The organism is Blastococcus sp. Marseille-P5729, assembly GCF_900292035.1.
GTDB lineage: Bacteria > Actinomycetota > Actinomycetes > Mycobacteriales > Antricoccaceae > Cumulibacter.
In genome coordinates this window covers 127,702-142,747 of sequence record NZ_OMPO01000001.1, presented here as the reverse complement: position 1 = coordinate 142,747, position 15,046 = coordinate 127,702, and the positions used below count along the sequence as shown (strand labels likewise).

At 68.9% G+C, this 15,046-nt stretch carries 15 protein-coding genes; 5 read left to right on the top strand and 10 right to left on the bottom strand.

Going from position 1 to position 15,046, the window contains the following annotated elements:
- Window positions 1-45: 45 nt before the first annotated feature.
- Both DAA40_RS00670 and DAA40_RS00665 read left to right on the top strand, forming a co-directional pair.
- On the top strand, window positions 46-714 hold the full coding sequence (locus DAA40_RS00670) for a 3-oxoacid CoA-transferase subunit A (RefSeq protein WP_106847832.1): 669 nt from the start codon (window positions 46-48) through the stop codon (window positions 712-714).
- On the top strand, window positions 711-1,355 hold the full coding sequence (locus tag DAA40_RS00665) for a 3-oxoacid CoA-transferase subunit B (RefSeq protein ID WP_106847831.1): 645 nt from the start codon (window positions 711-713) through the stop codon (window positions 1,353-1,355). The genes DAA40_RS00670 and DAA40_RS00665 overlap by 4 nt, the downstream gene beginning before the upstream one ends.
- Window positions 1,356-1,391: 36 nt before the next feature.
- On the opposite strand, the gene DAA40_RS00660 is transcribed toward DAA40_RS00665, so the two are convergent.
- Window positions 1,392-2,132 (bottom strand): PIG-L deacetylase family protein, encoded by a 741-nt coding sequence (locus tag DAA40_RS00660; RefSeq protein WP_106847830.1) that lies wholly within the window; start codon window positions 2,130-2,132, stop codon window positions 1,392-1,394.
- On the bottom strand, window positions 2,129-3,316 hold the full coding sequence (locus DAA40_RS00655; protein ID WP_199849436.1) for a glycosyltransferase: 1,188 nt from the start codon (window positions 3,314-3,316) through the stop codon (window positions 2,129-2,131). Before DAA40_RS00655 ends, DAA40_RS00660 begins: the two co-directional genes overlap by 4 nt.
- 116 nt (window positions 3,317-3,432) lie before the next feature.
- Here DAA40_RS00655 and DAA40_RS00650 point away from each other — a divergent pair, with 116 nt between their 5' ends.
- Genes DAA40_RS00650 through DAA40_RS00640 form a run of 3 tightly spaced genes read left to right on the top strand, consistent with a single transcriptional unit; the run spans window position 3,433 to window position 6,102 of the window.
- Window positions 3,433-3,633: a hypothetical protein gene (locus tag DAA40_RS00650; protein ID WP_106847829.1), complete on the top strand. Its 201-nt coding sequence runs from the start codon at window positions 3,433-3,435 to the stop codon at window positions 3,631-3,633.
- A 2-nt stretch (window positions 3,634-3,635) separates the two neighbouring features.
- Window positions 3,636-5,024, top strand: a complete 1,389-nt coding sequence (locus DAA40_RS00645) for an amidase (protein WP_106847828.1) — start codon at window positions 3,636-3,638, stop codon at window positions 5,022-5,024.
- A 43-nt stretch (window positions 5,025-5,067) separates the two neighbouring features.
- The gene (locus DAA40_RS00640) at window positions 5,068-6,102 is read left to right on the top strand and encodes a phosphotransferase family protein (protein ID WP_106847827.1); all 1,035 of its coding nucleotides are present in this window, start codon (window positions 5,068-5,070) and stop codon (window positions 6,100-6,102) included.
- 4 nt (window positions 6,103-6,106) lie between these two features.
- Here the strand turns inward: DAA40_RS00640 and DAA40_RS00635 are convergent, their stop codons facing one another.
- The 8 genes from DAA40_RS00635 to DAA40_RS16025 form a co-directional block, all read right to left on the bottom strand.
- Window positions 6,107-6,712, bottom strand: coding sequence for a response regulator transcription factor (locus DAA40_RS00635; protein ID WP_106847826.1), 606 nt, complete (start codon window positions 6,710-6,712; stop codon window positions 6,107-6,109).
- 3 nt (window positions 6,713-6,715) lie between these two features.
- Window positions 6,716-7,828: a sensor histidine kinase gene (locus tag DAA40_RS00630; protein ID WP_158716149.1), complete on the bottom strand. Its 1,113-nt coding sequence runs from the start codon at window positions 7,826-7,828 to the stop codon at window positions 6,716-6,718.
- On the bottom strand, window positions 7,825-8,583 hold the full coding sequence (locus DAA40_RS00625; protein WP_106847824.1) for an ABC transporter permease: 759 nt from the start codon (window positions 8,581-8,583) through the stop codon (window positions 7,825-7,827). Before DAA40_RS00625 ends, DAA40_RS00630 begins: the two co-directional genes overlap by 4 nt.
- Window positions 8,580-9,515 carry an ABC transporter ATP-binding protein gene (locus DAA40_RS00620; protein WP_106847823.1) on the bottom strand — a complete coding sequence of 312 codons (936 nt, stop codon included), beginning with the start codon at window positions 9,513-9,515 and terminating at the stop codon, window positions 8,580-8,582. The genes DAA40_RS00625 and DAA40_RS00620 overlap by 4 nt, the downstream gene beginning before the upstream one ends.
- 410 nt (window positions 9,516-9,925) lie before the next feature.
- Window positions 9,926-11,320, bottom strand: a complete 1,395-nt coding sequence (codB, locus tag DAA40_RS00615) for a cytosine permease (protein ID WP_234356175.1) — start codon at window positions 11,318-11,320, stop codon at window positions 9,926-9,928.
- The gene (locus DAA40_RS00610; RefSeq protein ID WP_106847822.1) at window positions 11,275-11,748 is read right to left on the bottom strand and encodes a nucleoside deaminase; all 474 of its coding nucleotides are present in this window, start codon (window positions 11,746-11,748) and stop codon (window positions 11,275-11,277) included. Before DAA40_RS00610 ends, codB begins: the two co-directional genes overlap by 46 nt.
- Before the next feature lie 19 nt (window positions 11,749-11,767).
- On the bottom strand, window positions 11,768-14,134 hold the full coding sequence (locus DAA40_RS00605) for a xanthine dehydrogenase family protein molybdopterin-binding subunit (protein ID WP_106847821.1): 2,367 nt from the start codon (window positions 14,132-14,134) through the stop codon (window positions 11,768-11,770).
- A gap of 98 nt (window positions 14,135-14,232) precedes the next feature.
- Window positions 14,233-15,021: a hypothetical protein gene (locus tag DAA40_RS16025; protein WP_158716148.1), complete on the bottom strand. Its 789-nt coding sequence runs from the start codon at window positions 15,019-15,021 to the stop codon at window positions 14,233-14,235.
- Window positions 15,022-15,046: the final 25 nt, after the last annotated feature.

Sequence of the window (15,046 nt, the reverse complement as noted above, 5' to 3'; positions counted from 1 at the left end):
CGGCAGGTCGTTAGAGTCGGCAACCAACAGTCGGAGGGAATCGCCGTGATCGACAAACAGGTGGCGTCCTGCGCCGAGGCCTTGGCCGGCGTCGAGGACGGCCAGACCGTCCTCATCGGAGGCTTCGGGGCCTCGGGTATGCCGGCGCACCTCATCGGCGCGCTCATGGATACCGGGGCACGCGAGCTGACCATCGTCACGAACAATGCCGGAGGCGATGGCTCTCCCATCGCGACCCTGGTCTGGGAGCGGCGGGTCAGCCGCCTCGTCTGCTCGTACCCACGGTCGGTGGACGGCGCGAACTGGGTCCTTGATCGCTGGCAGGAGGGCACCTTCGAGCTCGAGCTCGTCCCGCAGGGCACGCTCAGCGAGCGGATGCGCGCCGCCGGTGCGGGGCTCGGCGGCTTCTTCACCCCCACCGGCGCGGGCACGGTGCTGGGCGAGGGCAAGGAGACCCGCGAGATCAACGGGCGACTGCACGTGCTCGAGAACCCCCTGCCCGGCGACGTGGCGCTGATCAAGGCGCGCCAGGCCGACCGGTGGGGCAATCTCACCTACCGGAAGGCGGCGCGCAACTTCGGGCCCACCATGGCCACCGCCGCCCGGACCACCGTCGTCGAGGTGACCGAGATCGTGGAGTTGGGCACACTCGACCCCGAGCACATCATCACCCCGGGAATCTTCGTCGACCGAGTCGTGGAGGTCAGCTCGTGAGCACGCAGACCGGCTGGAGCCGCGATCAGATCGCGCGACGGATCGCAGCGGACATCCCGGACGGCGCCTACGTGAATCTCGGCATCGGGATGCCGACCAAGGTCGCCGACGTCCTGCCACCCGAGCGCGAGGTCGTGCTGCATTCTGAGAACGGGATCCTGGGGATGGGCGCGGCGCCTCCGGTCGATCAGCAGGACCCGGACCTGATCAACGCCGGCAAGGAGTTCGTCACCTTGTTGCCGGGTGGTTCGTACTTCCATCACACCGACTCGTTCATGATCATGCGAGGTGGACATCTCGACGTGTCGGTCTTGGGTGCGTTCGAGGTCGCGATGAACGGCGACCTGGCGAACTGGTCGACCGGTGACATGTCGCGACTGCCTGGCGTGGGCGGTGCGATGGACCTCGCCGTCGGCGCCAAGAAGGTGCTCGTGGCGATGACCCACACCGATCCCAAGGGCCGCAGCAAGCTGGTGGCCAGATGCCAGTACCCGCTGACTGCGATGAGCGTCGTCGACCGCGTCTACACCGATCTCGGCGTGTTCGCGGTCGCCGGGGAGGGCTTCGACGTGGTGGAGCTGGCGCCCGGGGTCGACCTGACGTACGCGAGCGAGCGGACGGCCGCACCGCTGCACGGCTGATCGCCCGGCATCACGCGCCGCCGATCGCCCCGCATCTCACCCGCGACGCAGCAGCACCCGGGTCAGGATCGGCTCGCGCTGCCCGCCGCTGTGCACGACGTCCTCGCCGACCACGGTCAACTGCGTGCGGTGGCTGCGCAATGCGCGCTTGACGATGTCGAGGTGCTGGGCGCCCTCGACCGCGACATGGTGCTCGGCGGGGTCGGACGTCGTGAACCACAGCGCGACGTCCAGCTCCTGGCAGGCCCGCACGGTGGCGTGGTGGCAGAGCACGTGGTCGGGGTGGCCGTATCCGCCGTCGACGTCGTAGGTCACGACCGCGTCGGGCCGGTAGGCCGAGATCGCGGCAGCGATGTCCCCGGTCACCTCCTCCAGCGGAGCCCGGGTGAGCGCGTCCGGTCCGACGTCCCCCGCCGGACCGGCCAGACCGGGCCGGATCCATCGCATGCCTGAGTCCGCGTATGCGCGATCAGCCAGCCCGGCGGCGCGGGCGGGCCGGGTGCCCAGGTAGGCGTGCCATCGCACGCCGAGCGAGTCCAGGGCTTCGCGCAGCTCGTCCTCACGCACCCTGCTCAGCTGCTCGCCGGACACCGGCCGGGCGAGCGCTCCGTCGACGATCTCCCCCTGCTCGCCGCGGGTGGCCGTGACCACGCCGGCGGCTGCTCCGCGCGCGGTCAGGTCCGCGATGAGCACTCCGGTGGCGAGTGTCTCGTCGTCCGGGTGGGCGTGGATCAGCAGCACTCGCCCGTAAGGGAAGCGGCCGGGGCTGGTGGTCATCGGCCCGTCACCAGCGCGGTGAGGACCGACTCGACGCCCGCGGCCGAGTCATCCCAGTCGAAGCGGGTGGCGTGCCGCACCGCCCCGGACACGAGCTCGTCGTAGCGCTCGGGATCGGTCAGCAGTGCCTCGATCTGCGTCCCCCACGCACGCGGGTCGCGGTCACGCATGAGCACCCCGGATTCGCCGTCGGAGACCGACTCCATGAGGCCGCCGGTTGCCGTGGCGATCACCGGCGTACCGCACGCCGCGGACTCGAGTGCGACCAGGCCGAAGGTCTCTGAGAAGGAGGGGACCACCGTGAGGGTTGCTTCCTGGAAGAAGCGGGCCAGGCCGGGCCGGTCGAAGGAGCCGACGAACCGGACCAGGTCAGCCAGCCCGAGCTCCCGGACCAGCTCGTCGAGCTCGGCACGGTAGGCGGTGAAGTCACGGGAGGTGTCACCCGCGATCCACAGTTCCGGGCGTACGGCGGGCGTCACCTCGGCGAGCGCTCGGATGGCGAGGTCGGGCGCCTTGAGTGGCTGCAGGCGAGCCGCATAGGCTATATATCTGGGATCGCGACGATTCCTGGTCGGAGTGAAGACCGTGCGGTCCACTCCTGGCGGGACGACGTGCACCTTGGTGGGGTCTGCGTGGAGCCGGTCGATCACGGTCGCGGCCTCCGCCCCGCTGATCGCGACAATCGCCTCCGATTCGGCCGCAAGCCGTCGCTCTCCGGCCTCGCGTCCGGCCGATTCCGGCGGCTCTCCCTCTTCGAGGGCTGCACCGACCGACGCCGCGATCGAGTGATAGCTCTGCACGTGCGGGACCGACCAGGTGCGCGCGACCGGGAGCGCCGCCATGCCGGACATCCAGTGCTGGGAGACGATCACGTCGTACGGTTCGAGGCCGGCCAGCTCGCGACCGAAGTCGTCGATCACGGCTTCCTGCGCGCTCTTGGCCATCGGCTCGGCCGGGCCGGCATCCAGCAGCCGCAGCGTGACCCCGGGGCCGATCTGCGAAAACGCCGGGAGCGCGGCATCGGCCCGGCGAGTGATCAGGTCGACCGAATGACCCCGGCGCCCGAGGGCGAGCGCCTGGTTGAGCTCGACGACGTTCATGCCGCCGGCGTCGCCGCTGCCCGGCAGATCGGTCGGCGAGGTATGCAGCGACACGTAGCCGATGCGCAGCGGTGCGGAAGTCACCTTGGAACTGTATATCTGATTGCACTTTCAACAACGATTGTCTGGGCTGAACCTGTCTGCAATGGTGCTCACAGTGTGGCCGGTGGCCGACCGGTCGTGAGCAGGAGGTATCCGTCGTGGAGTTCCCCACCCGCAGACCGTCGACCGGAGCGCCGCTGGAGCATCTCAGCGCGCATGCACGCCTCACGCTGACGCCGGACCGCGCCGAGGTCGTGGCCCCGGTGCTGGACAGCATCGTCGGGCTGATCGACCAGCTCGACGCCATCGACATCGGCGAGACGCCGGTGGCCACGGCATTCGACGCGAGGTGGGAGTAGCCATGGCCCCGTACGAACTGTCGGTCGTCGACGCGGCCGCGCTCATCGAGTCAAAGCAGCTGTCACCGGTCGAGCTGGTCGAGTCGGTGCTCGCCCGCATCGACCAGCTCGAGGACAAGGTCGGCGCGTTCGCCACGGTGACCGCCGAGGATGCGATGGACGCCGCTCGCCGCGCCGAGCAGGAGATCGCCTCCGGCAACTACCGCGGGCCATTGCACGGAATCACCGTCGGCGTGAAGGATCTGGTCGAGACCGCTGGCGTCCCGACCACCTCCAGCTCGCGCACCCGGCTGGACTACATACCGGACGAGGACGCCGCGATCGTCCGCCGGCTGGCCGAGGCCGGGGCCATCATGGTCGGCAAGACCCACACGCACGAGTTCGCCTTCGGCGTCATCACGCCGACGACACGCAACCCCTGGAACCTCGACCACATCCCGGGGGGCTCCAGCGGCGGCTCGGGGGCCGCGCTCGCCGCCGGGATGTGCCACATCGCGATCGGCACCGACACCGGGGGCTCGATCCGCATCCCCTCGTCGGTCAATGGGGTCGTCGGGCTGAAGGCCACCTATGGACGCGTGTCGCGTACCGGAATCGCATCCCTGAGCTGGGCGCTGGACCACGTGGGCCCGATGGCCCGCACCGTCGCGGACACGGCTGCGATGCTGCAGGCGGTCGCCGGCTACGACCGGACCGACCCGGCGACGGTCGACGTACCGGTCGCGGACTATGACGACGCGCTGGGCCGCGGCGTCCAAGGCCTGACCATCGGCGTGCCGACGAACTACTTCACCGACGGGGTCGACCCGGATGTCGATGCAGCCGTGCGGGCGGGTGTGGAGCGGCTGGCCGGTCTCGGTGCCCAGATCCGCGAGGTGGAGATCCCGCACGCAGCGGCGTACATGCCGTGCGAGTACGCCATCTTCTGCTCCGAGGCCAGCGCCTATCACCAGGAGCGACTGCGCGAGAAGGGCGGTGACATCGAGCCCGACGTGCGGGTGCTGCTCGAGGCCGGTGAGCTCATCTACGCCACCGACTACATCAAGGCCCTGCGCGTGAGAAGCCTGCTGCAGCAGGGCTGGCGGGACATGTTCGCCGAGGGGATCGACCTCGTGGCGGCGCCGACCCTCCCCCAGCCGCCGGCGAAGGTCGGCCAGGAGGCCTTCGAGAGCACCGGCGAGCCGGTCATCAACGCCTATGTGCGGACCAGCGCGCCCGGAAATCTCACCGGGCTGCCCGCACTGTCGGTCCCGTGCGGGTTCACCGGCAGCGGGCTGCCGGTCGGGATGCAGCTGATCGGGCGGCCCTTCGACGAGCCCACGGTCCTGGCAGCCGGAGCCGCCCACGAGGCAGCGTACGAGCGCGCTGGGGAGATGCCCCGGATCGGATGACCATGATCTACCGAGCAAGCGTTCGGTCGGTTACCCTCTAGCCATGACGTCTGACTCCCGACCGATCGCCGGAATCGAACCGGACGCCGTGACCCGCTGGATCAGCGACAACGTCCAGGGATTCGCCGGCCCGGCCCAGTTCACCCTCATTGCCGGAGGCCGCTCGAACCTCACCTACCTGGTCACCGACACCCAGGGCCGGAAGGTCGCGCTGCGCCGGCCGCCGACCGGCAGCGTGCTCGAGTCCGCCCACGACATGGGCCGCGAGTGGAAGTTCATCACCGCGCTGCAGGGCACCGGCGTACCCGTTGCCGCGCCCCTGGCGTTCTGCGACGACCATGCGGTGACGGGCGCGGACTTCTACGTCATGGACTTCGTGGACGGCGTGGTCATGGGCGACAGCGACGACGCGCAACAGCTGTCCGAGCCGGCCCGCTATCACGCCAGCGAGCAGATCGCCGACGTCCTCGCCCGCCTGCACTCGCTCGACGTGAACGAGCTGGATGTACCCGGCTCGCGCAAGACCACCGGATACATCCAGCGGCAGGTCGAGCGGTGGACCGCGCAAGTGCAGGCCGTCATGCCGCCGGAGACCGAGCAGGTCGTGCGGATCGCCCAGCTGCTGATCGAGGACGTGCCGCCGCAGGTGACCGGCATCGCGCACGGTGACTACCGCGTGGGGAACCTCAGCTTCGACCCGGAGGGCAACATCCTGGCGATCTTTGACTGGGAGCTGGCCACCGTCGGTGACAGCATGGCCGATCTGGGCTGGCTGTTGAGCACCTGGTCACAGCCCGGCGAGACCGCGTTCGCAGCGACCACGCATACGCCGACTCAGGCCGGCGGCTTCATGACCCGCGACGAGGTGACCCAGCGGTACGCGGAGAAGTCCGGAAACGACGTCTCCCGCATCGACTTCTACGTCGCGTTCCAGCGCTGGCGCGGCGCGTGCATCCAGCTCGGCGTCCGCCATCGGTACGAGGTCGGCGCCATGGGCGACGACGGCTACGACCACCGGGTGCTCGACAAGACCATCGCCGGCGCGCTCGACGCCGCCGAGGCGGATCTGCGCAGATAGCGCCTCAGAGCCACCCGTTCTCCTGAGCGACTCGCGCCGCCTCGGCGCGGGTCGACGCGCTCGTCTTCCCGATCGCGGACGACAGATGATTCCGAACCGTCCCCTGGGAGAGGTGGACCTCAGCGGCGATCTGGGCGACGGTGCCACCGCGCAGCGCTACCCCAAGCACCTCCCGCTCGCGTTCGGTCAGCGGGGACCGGCCCTCGGCGAGGGTCTCCGTCGCGAGGGTCGGGTCGACGACCCGCAGCCCAGCGTGCACCCGGCGTACGGCCTCGGCCAGCTCGGCGGCCGGGGTGTCCTTCACGACGAAGCCCGACGCACCGGCGGCGAGCGCGCGAGACACATATCCAGGTCGACCGAAGGTCGTGACGATCAGCGACCGGCACCCGGGAAGACTGTCGCGTAGGGCCGCGGCCGCGTGAATTCCATCCAGTCCTGGCATCTCGATGTCGAGCAGGCAGACCTCGGCCTCGTGCTCGCGGGCGGCGTCGACGACGAGGTCGCCGCGGCCGACCTCAGCGACGACCTCGATGTCCGTCTCGAGGCTCAGCAGGGCGGCCATGGCGCCGCGGACCAGAGCCTGGTCGTCGGCCAGCAGTACCCGGACCATCGGCTACATCACCACCTTCATCAGCGTGCCACCGGACTCCACGTCGGTGCGGATGTCGAGTCGACCGGACGCCGCCTCGACCCGCTCTCGAATGCCCCTGAGCCCGTTGCCGGCGGGGCGCTCACCGAGCCCGATGCCGTTGTCGACGACAGTCATCCCCCGTTCCGACAATGAGACCACGCATTCGGTGGCTCCGGAGTGCCGGATGACGTTCGTGATCGCCTCGCGCAATGCCCACGCGAAGATGATCCGGTAGCGAGGATCCACGACGTCCGGATCGTCCGGGACCGTGCCCCTGACCCCCGCCGACGCCAGCGCGTCTCGGGACAAGTCGAGCTCGTCGCCCAGGCGAGCCACCCGCAGCCCGCCGACCGTGGCCCGGACCTCGGCAAGTGCCTGCCTCGTGAGGGACTGGATCTGATGCATCTCGCTGCGCGCCCGGTCGGGATCGACGTCGATCAGCCGCTGCGCGAGCTCGGCCTTCACCGTCACGACGGTTAAGGAGTGGCCGAGGACATCGTGGACGTCCCGCGCCACGCGCTCGCGCTCGGCGACCACTGCCAGCTGCTCCTTGACGATCTCGGTCTGGGTCTCGCGCTCCTCCATGATCCGCACGAACAGGGTGGTGAACCCGGTGAGCATCACGATGATCGCCATGAACCACCAGTCGCCGATCAACCTGGCGATGGCAGGCAGCACGATCGTCATGGTGAGCGCCAGCACGAACACGGCGTAGGCGAACCGGCGGGGCAGCGCAAGCATCGAGTACGACACCAGGTAGGGAACGAAACCGAGGGCGCCGAGACCGAGGTAGGGAATCGTGACGATCGCGAGCAGCATGAGACAGAGGAAGACGAAGAAGCGCCGGTCCGCCTCCGGCGCCTCAATCCGGTCGAGAGCCGCAAGAGCAGCGACGTACACCACACCGAAGGCCACCGTGACGGCGACACCGGCGGCCTTCCAGGCCGCCGGTGTGTCCGAGTGCAGGATGCCGAGCGCGGGATAGACGAGGAAGATCACCCAGATGCCGCCGAGCAGCCACCCGAACCGGTCCGCGAACCCCTGCTCGGCGGCCGATCCCGGAGAGGCACCGTCACGGTGCTCGGCCTGGTTCACTGCCGGTTGCGCCCCTTGCGGACCAGCACGATCGCCAGCACCGCGAATATCAACGTCCATCCGCCTACATTAAGCAGGATCTCCCAGAGCTCGTCACGATCGCTGGCCCCGTCGCCGGAGGCGAGATAGCCCTCGGTGACCGGATAGCGCGCGAGTGCGGCAACTCCGTAGAGGGGTGTGAACTTGGCGATCGCGAGCATCGTGCCCGACAGCGGGATGAACACATTGCCGAGGAAACCGAGGATCACGATGGAGCCGCCGGCTGCGCTCACCGCCGCCTCGGAACGGAAAGCCGCCCCGATCGCCAGGCCGAACAGCGCGAATATCGCCGAGCCGAGCACGCACAGCACGGCCGTGAGCACCCAGGCGCTCGCGGTGGCGTCGGCGCCCGTGGACGCGCCGATCGCATAGATGAGCGCGATCGGGATCAACGCGATGATGATGGCGACCATAGCCTTGCTGGACACATAGCCCGAGTCCCGCATCGGGGTCAGCCCGAGCTGGCGACCCCAGCCCTGCATGCGTTCCACAGCCGCCGAGCCGCCGATGCTCGTGGTCGCGGTGACCGCGCCGTACACCGCCATCGACACCATGATGAACATCGCGACGTTGCCGTTGCCCACCCGCTGGTCCTTGTAGTCCTGAGTCGCGCCGAACACGATGTACATGAAGGCCGGGAGCACTGCCGTGAAGAACAGCGCCGGGACATTCCGGAAGATCCGCTTGAGCTCGATCCAGACGAATGTGGGGTTCACTCGTTATCCCCCTCATGGGCAGACTCGGTCAACGTCATGAAGGCGTGGTCCAGGTTCGCTGTCGCAATCTCGAGCGCGCTGCCATCGAGCTCGGTGAGGATCTGGCGAGCGAGGTCGTCCGAGCGCTGCGTCCGCGCGTAGATCCGGCATCCGCGGGCCTCGGTCGACTCCACACCCGGGAAGGACGCGATGACGCGCATCGCGTTCTCGAAGCCCTCGACGCTGAAGTCCGCGGAGACGACGCGGCCTCCCGCGCGGGAGCGAATCTGCTCGGTGCTGCCGTCCGCCACCACGGCGCCACGCGCCATCATCACGATGCGGTCGGCGAAGGCGTCGGCCTCCTCGAGATAGTGGGTGGCGAAGATGACCGTGCGGCCCGAGCCGGCGTCGGCACGCATCGTGTCCCAGAACTCGTGCCGCGCGCTGACGTCCATCCCGGCCGTCGGCTCGTCAAGGATCAACAGGTCGGGGTCGGGCAGCAGCGCGAGCGCGAACCGCAGCCGCTGCTGCTCGCCGCCGGAGCACTTCGACACCCGGCGCGCGGCCAGGTGCTCGATTCCGGCTCGGCGCATCGCCTCGTTCACGCCAATGTGCTCGCGGTAGGTCGACGCGATCAGCTCGACGGTCTCCCGGACGCTGATGTCGGCCAGCAGTCCCCCGGTCTGAAGGACCGCCGAGACTCGGCCCGAGTCGACGGCTCTACGGGGCGTCATGCCCAGCACGTCGACTCGGCCGTCGCTGGGATCGGACAGCCCGAGGACGACGTCCAGGGTGGTGGTCTTTCCCGCGCCGTTCGGCCCGAGGAGGGCCACGATCTCACCGGAGCTGATCGTCAGGTCCACGCCGCGCACTGCCTGGACCACCTTGGCCCCGCGAGTTCCGAAGGTCTTGGTCAGCCCGTTGATGCGGACCGCCGGTGGTGGTGTGCTCATGACCTCATCCTGGCGCGCCGGCGGACGCGCCGCCTCACCCTGTCGTCACGACCTGAGCATGACAGTTGTCATGCGTTCACAGCGATGGCTCTGCCTTCGAGTACGCCTTCTGTGCCGTCTGCTCCAGCACGGTCTCCAGCGCCGCGGGGTCTTCGCCCGGTCCGGTGATCGATAACGCCACTACTGCCCCGGAGCCCTAGGTACTCCGAGGGCAGGTTGGCGAGGTGGCCGGGCCATAGGGGTCGTCGTACTGAGTGCTGGTGGTCGACATCACGCTTGCGGACTGCTGCTGCGGCTCGGACCGCGTCGGCGAGCTCGGCGAGCACGACGTCGGCCCTGGCTGGTGGACGGGGCGACCTTCGTCACTATGGTCCGCAGCACCACAGCTTGCGCCCTCGCGTCGCGGGAGATCAGACGTGCTGCCCAGCCGCTGGGCGGACGCCCGGATCGCCCACTCGCGCGAGGGCGAAGGCGAGCAGTGCGGCGACGATGATGCCGTTGACGGGGGCGATCCCCCACTGCAGCTCGTTGGTGGCATAGGCGATCGCGCTCGCGACGGCGTACGGCAGCAGGCCCTGCCACCGCAACGCCTGGGTGATGGCCGTGATCGGTGGACGTCCCCGGCGCCACCGCGCGAACCAGTCACCGAGCAGGACGCCGCCCAGCGGTGGGATGAACACGCCCAGCAGGACCAGGTACTCGATGATGTGGTTCTGTACTCCGGTGAGCGCGAGGATCGTGCCGATCACGGCGCCGCCGACGATGAACGGCGACTTGGACGGCTTGTTGAACAGCTCTGCCCCCGCGACCCCGAACGCGTACGCGGTGTCGGCATTGGACTTCCAGAGGTTGCCGAACAGGAAGAACAGGCCCCACCCGATCAGGCCCATGGTGTACAGGAGCTGGGTGAAGTCACCCTCGCCGTACGTCAGGGCGCCGATGGCGCCGAAGAAGATCATCAGCCCGTTGCCGATGAAGAACCCGATGGCCGCCGCGCCGACGGCGTGGCTCGGCCGGTGCGCGAACCGGGTCCAGTTCGCCACCTGGGTGCCGGCCGATACGAAGGTGCCGACGATCGCGGTGATCGCGGCCGCCCAGGTCATGGTGGTGGACGGCTCGATGTCGAACAGCGCGCCCCACCCGCCGTGATCGAGCGCCCGGAACATGATCCAGAACGCCAGGATCAGGATGAGCGGGGTCGAGATCAGCGAGACCCAGTACATGCCGCGGTACCCGTAGTAGGCGGTGGCAGCCATCAGGATGCTGACCACGACCATCGTGGCGGCCCGCGGGGCATAACCGGTCCACCCGAACGCCTGCGCGGTCATGTCGCCGATCGTGCCGATGACGACGCCGTACCACCCGATCTGGGTGCCGCCGAGCAGGATCGAGGCAAGCTGGAAACCGCCGTATCCGAGCGTGTAGCGACTCATCACGACCGTGGTGAGGCCGCTGCGTTGACCCAGCAGGCCGATCGCGCACACGTACGCTCCGAGGATCAGCGATCCAGCGAGCAGGACTAGCAGGAAGTCGCCGAAGCGGAAGGCGACGCCGATCCCGGCGCCGGCGATCATCGTCGGGGTGAAGATCGTGAACCCGAGCAGCACGACCATGATCGAGAAGAAGCTCTTGCGGGCGTCCCGCGGAACCGGGGTCAGCGGATAGTCGGCATCCACGGCGGCGGCCTCGTCGGCGGTACGCGGGATCTCAGAGCCCTCCGCCGGCGACTCGCGCGCCGTCGTCGATCCTTCGGCCCATCTCAGCTCGTCAGCTCGGACTCGTCGACGCCGATGTCCTCGCTCCACAGCTGGGGCTTCTCCGCGATCATCCGGTTCATCAGCTCGAGGCACTCCTGGTCGTCGACGACGTCGATCTTCACACCGTAGCTGCGAAGCAACTCCTCGGACTGCTCGAAGGTCCGGTTCTCGCCGATCACGACGCGGGGAATCTCGTACATGAGGATGGTCCCAGCGCACATCAGACACGGCGACAGGGTCGTATAGACGGTCGAGTCGCGATATACCTTCGCCGGAAGCCTCCCGGCGTTCTCGATGGCGTCGGTCTCACCGTGCAGGATCGCGCTGCCCTTCTGCACGCGGCGGTTGCGGCCCACCGCCAGCACCTCGTCGCCGCGCACCAGGGCAGCGCCGATCGGTATGCCGCCCTCGTCCCAGCCGATCCGGGCCTGCTCGATCGCCAGGTTCAGGAACGTGCGGTCTGCATCGTTGGTCATGAGACGTCCTCCGGTAGCCCTACGCCTGAACGCCTTCGTCGCCGCCTGGGTCGGTGGCCTTCTGCTCGGGGAGGCTGGCGAAGAAGGACGGCGGATCGCTCCAGATGTCCGCATGCGTGCCCTGCTCGGCGTCCCTCACCGCGCGCCACACCTTCTCGGGCGTGCACGGCATGTCGATGTGCCGGATGCCGAGATGCGCGACCGCGTCGATGACCGCGGAGTGCACCGCCGGCGTGGCGCCGATGGTCCCGGACTCGCCGATGCCCTTGGCGCCGATCGGGTTGCCCGGTGCGGGAGTCTCGGTGTTCAGCGCCGTGAACGTACACAGGTCGGCAGCGGAGGGGACGCCGTAGTCGGCCAGCGCCATGGTGATCGGGTTGCCGTCCTCGTCGTACAGCACCTCCTCGAACAGCGACTGGGCCAGGCCTTGCGCGATGCCTCCGTGCTGCTGTCCGCGCACCAGCATCGGGTTGAGGATGCGGCCACAGTCGTCGACGGCGTAGTGCTCGCGCGGCGTCACGCGGCCGGTATCTAGGTCGACCTCGACCACCGAGACGTGAGCACCGAACGGGAAGGACGGACCGGGGCCGTCCCAGACCCCGGCGTACTGCAGCGGCTCGCCGCCATCGGCCTTGGCGAGCGCTGCCAGCTCGGCCCACGCGACCGTCTTGCCGGGCACACCGGCCACGCCGAGTCCGCCGTCGTCCATCACCACGATGTCGTCGGCGCTCGCCTCCAACTGGTCCGCGGCGAGCGACTTCGCCCGCGCGAGGACCTCTACGGCGGCGTTGCGGACCGCGTTTCCGGCGACCTGCAGCGATCGTGATCCGCCGGTGCCCCAGCCGCTCTCGACCTCGTTGGTGTCGTTGTCGATCAGCGTGATCCTCTCGATCGGGATGCCGAGCTGGTCGGACACCAGCGTCGCGAAGGCGGTGCGGTGCCCCTGGCCGTGCGCGCTGCTGCCGACGCGCATCGTGGCGCTGCCGTCGTCCTCGATGGTGACGCTGCCCCACTCCGACGGGCCGAGACCGGCGGTCACCTCGACGTACGCACTGACGCCGATGCCGAGCTGGACCCGGTCACCGCGGTCGCGTCGCTCCTTCTGCTCCTGGCGCAGCCGGTCGTAGCCCGACTCCTTCAGGGCGACGTCGAGCGGAAGCGCGTAGTTGCCCGAGTCGTACGGCGCGCCCACGATCGTCATCAGCGGCTGGTCGAAGGGCTCCATGAAGTTCTTGCGCCGGATCTCGGCGGCATCGATCCCGAGCTCCGCTGCGCCCATGTCCATCAGCCGCTCGAGCAGCGCGGTCGCCTCGGGTCGGCCGGCTCCGCGGTAGGCGCCGGTCTGCGTGGTGTTCGTGAGCACGAAGGCAGCCGAGAAGGCGATCTTCGGGATGTTGTAGACGCCTTGCGACATCATCTTGGTCGAGCCGAACAGCCCCCCGCCGAATCCGCCGTATGCCCCACCGTCGCCAAGCACGTGGCAGCGCAGGCCGGTCACCGAACCGTCCTTCTTGAAGCCCATCTCGACCCACTGCACCTGGGCCCGGCCGTGCGGCATCCCAGTGAAGTTCTCCGAGCGGGTCTCGATCCACTGCACCGGACGGTCCAGGTCCATCGCCGCCTTGATCGCCACCGCACCCTCGTGCGGCAGGCTGAACTTGGCCCCGAACGCGCCACCGACTAATGGGCCGACCACCCGCACCTGGTCGTCCTCGAGCCCGAAGGCGCCCTTGATCATGCTCTTGATGTAGTGGACGCCCTGGGAGCTGGCGTAGACGGTCAACGGCTCACCGTCGCGCGGCGGCACGGCGAGCGTGCCCTGCGCCTCCATCGGCGCAGCTGCGACGCGCTGGTTGGACAGCCTCGCCTTGACGACGACGTCTGCGTCGTCGAGCGGATCGGTCGGGTCATGGAAGCCGGTCACGACGTTCTTGCCGAGCGCCTCGAGGATCACGGGCGCGTCCTCTGACGTGGCCGCCTCGATGCCCGTGACGGCCGGCACCGGCTCGATATCGGCGAAGTTTGTCTCGGCGGCGCCCCCCGCCTCCCCCGGCGTCTGCGCGACAACCGCCGCGACCGGCTCGCCGACGAACTTCACTCGCCCGTCGGCGAGCGGCGGGCGAGCCAGCGCGTCGTCGACCGGGAAGATCAGCTGAAAGGGCTTCACCCCGAGATTCTCGGCCGTGTAGACCTTCAAGACACCGGGCATGCCTTCGGCCTCGGTGGTGTCGATTGAGGTGATCGTTCCGTGGGGAACGGTCGAGCGGGTGAATGCGACGTACGCCATTCCCTCGGGCGTGATGTCACCTACGTAGATGCCTTTGCCGAGGAGGATCTCCGGATCCTCGAGCCGACGGACCTCATTGCCAAGAATCGAACCAGCCATGAGTAGAGCCTATTGTGACCCTCGTCTCCGGTCCAGGCCACCCCCGACGTGTCGCCGAGAGCCCACGGCGGTGCGTCATTGGCGCGGCGCGGGACCGATCACCCGAGGTGCTGCCGGACCTGCCGTGGCTCGTAGATTGCGACGTGCTGGATATGGGCGGCGGCGGCCTCGTCGGCGAAGACGGCGACGTCGAGCTCGACGAAGCGGTGGCCGGACTTCTCGTACTGGTCCGTCACCGAGCCGCGGCAGCTCACCTGCTGCCCGCGGCGGATCGGGGCGAAGTTCGTGACGGTGCTGCCCACATGTATCCACGGGCCGAGGACGACATTCGTCATCAGCAGCTGGTTCGCCAGCCCCAGAACCCATCCCGGGTGCGCCACCTCGAGCTCGCGGTAGATCGCCAGCTCCTCCCGGACGTCGTCCAGATAGCGCTCGGCCTTCTCGTCCGGGAACACGAGGTCCGCGCTGCCCAGATGGTGCCCGGTCGACAACGAATGCGGCGATGCCGGCGGCGGATCCGCGGGCACCGGCAGGTGGGGGTAGTCGGAGATCGCCGGCGCGACCTTGGACAGGCCAGGCAGCGCGGCTGTGGCGATCGCGTCTACCTGCTCTCCGTCTCCGACGGTCGCCTCCCCCGTGCGCTCGTCGAAGGTGACCGTCACCTGGCTGCCGTCGTAGGTCGGGCGGCTGTACCGGGAGGTCATCGTGCCGCGCGTGAGCCACTGCTCGCCCCAGGTGCGCACCGGGCCCCAGGAGAGATAGCCGTGCACCTCCACGCCGGGCACGAGGCCGCCGGTGAATCCGAATCGTCGCGCGGTCTCGTCGTCGTGGATCTTGTTCGTCGACTCGGTGGCGGTGTTGAAGGCGGTGAGCTGTCGGCTGATCATTCCTGGATCCTAGTTGCCGGGCGAC